2 protein-coding genes are annotated in these 2128 nt (G+C 63.2%); both read left to right on the top strand.

Features of this window, described 5'->3' with window-relative positions; genetic code table 11:
- The first annotated feature begins 140 nt into the window (after window positions 1-140).
- Window positions 141-926: a response regulator transcription factor gene (locus QZ079_RS09185; protein ID WP_297037546.1), complete on the top strand. Its 786-nt coding sequence runs from the start codon at window positions 141-143 to the stop codon at window positions 924-926.
- A gap of 23 nt (window positions 927-949) precedes the next feature.
- Window positions 950-2128: HAMP domain-containing protein (locus QZ079_RS09180; RefSeq protein WP_297037545.1), on the top strand; the 1179-nt coding region annotated here is incomplete at its 3' end.

The following is a 2128-nucleotide window of genomic DNA, read 5'->3' as shown; positions in this document are numbered from 1 at the left end:
TTTGGGGACGGGTACGTTTGTATCGAAAACGACACAAACGTAGCCGTCCCCAAAGTGACGCCAAAAGTGTCGAGGTGGCGTAGACGAAAACTCGACAACTTACTGTCACCATATGGTTGAGAGGGCGAAAGGAGAAGGCTATGTCGAACGGTCGAAATGCAAAGCGGCTCCTCATCGTGGACGACGAGCCTGCGATCGTGCATATGCTCGACGGCTATTTCCGCATGCAGGGATACGAGACGGTGTGCGCGCACGCGGCGCAGGAGGCACTTGCCGCCGTGAACGACGCCGTTGCGCACGACAGGAGCATTGACCTCGCGTTGCTTGACGTGAATATGCCCGGTATGGATGGGTTTGAACTATGCCGCAGGCTTCGAGAGGCGCTCAGCTGCCCCATCATCTTCCTCACGGCGCGTATCGAGAACACCGACCAGCTTGATGGCTTCGCGGCCGGCGCAGACGATTATGTGCTCAAACCGTTCTCGCTCGACGTGCTCGGCGGCCGCGTGCGGGCGCACCTGGCGCGTGAGGAGCGGCGCAGCGTGGAGGTGCGCGAACGCAGTACGCGCGTGTTTTCGAACATCACGATAGATTTTGCTAAGCGAACGGTTACGGTCGCGTCGGCTACGGCGGCTGCGTCGGACATATCTGGGTCGATGGGTGAGCCGGGATCAACACCTTCGCCCACGCCACTCGACCTCACGCGTACGGAGTTCGACATCATCGCTCTGCTGAGCAAGAACCCAGGTCGTGTGTACGATCGCACGCAGATCTACGAGCGGGTTTGGAATTGGGACGCGACGGGTGACCCGGCGATCGTGCGCGAGCACGTGCGGCGCATCCGCAACAAGTTCGCTGCGGCGGGCGTGGGCGACGACGTGATCGAAACCGTGTGGGGCGTGGGATATAGGTGGGTGGCGCGATGAGCGCGGGGAAGCGAGATGGCAAGATGAAAACTGATGCTGAAGAGCGGCACGGTGAGGCGGCGGAGTCTCGGGCGGGGCTCGGCGCGCGCCTTCGTGCGTGGTGGAAGAATCCGAGCATCATGCGTGCGTTCTTCGGCTATACAATCGCGTGGCTCGTGGTGGCGAGCGCGCTTTGTCTCGTGGCAATCGAGGGCATTATGGAGGTGTACTACCGGGTATCGGAGGAGCACCGCGCAGAGCATGTCGAAGTCAACGCGGGGCCGTACATCTACGACGCGGCGACCGATGAACTCGTGCCGGCGACGCCCGTGTATCTCGACGATTTCTACGACCAGGTCGTGTTCGTGGCATTCGCTACGGCGGCAGAGAACTATTCGCAGGGAGCCATCGTCGCGGGCGGGTGGAATCGCGACATGCAGGTGGTGAACGCCACCATGGAGCTGCTGCGGCGCGACCCCGTCTATCGCGTGACAGACTGGGGTGGTAACTACACGGAGGCGGATTACATCGCGACGGACGGCAGTCCCTATGACCCAGATGCCGAAATCTCGGTTAGCGATCTGCCTGCGTACGATGCCCGGGAACGAGCCGAACGCTCCCAAACGATTGCTGCGCTCACCGGGGAAGAGCTCGGCGACGACGTGCTCCTCTCAAATGTGGCCTACTTTGTGGCGCTCGACGAGTCCGTCTATCTCACGCCGCTCGATTGGGGACTGCGCGTCGCTGCAGGCATTGTGGCGCCGGTTGTGATATTCGGCGGCGGCGCGTTGCTGTTCTTCCGCCGATTCTATCGGCGCTATATCGCCGAGCCCCTTGCGAGCTTGGGCGCCGCGGCCGACCGCATCGCAGCGCAGGATCTCGATTTCGAGGTCGCGCCGGTGCGCGGGCGCGAGCTCGGGCGGCTCGCAGGCGTGATGGAACGCATGCGAGAGGCGCTCTTCGATGCATACCGCGAGCTCTGGCGCGCGGCTGAAGACCGACGTCGGCTGAACGCCGCGTTCGCCCACGACCTTCGCACCCCTCTTACCGTGCTCAAAGGCACGGTCGAGATGGCGCAGGCGCGGGAACGGGCGGCGGCACCGAGCTTGGGCGATGCCGTTGACGCCGAGCAGGATGATGCCCGCGATGAGGCTGCTTCCGCGCGCGATGAGTCGCTTGTCGTGATCGCCGAGCAAGTCGAGCGGCTCGAGCGCTATGCAGCG

It is taken from the genome of uncultured Enorma sp. (assembly GCA_905210055.1).
Lineage (GTDB): Bacteria > Actinomycetota > Coriobacteriia > Coriobacteriales > Coriobacteriaceae > Enorma.
This window is presented reverse-complemented; position numbering and strand designations above follow the sequence as displayed.

Excerpts from the sequence above, each read along its gene's own strand:
- QZ079_RS09185 (WP_297037546.1), top strand. The coding sequence starts at position 141 with ATGTCGAACGGTCGAAATGCAAAGCGGCTCCTCATCGTGGACGACGAG.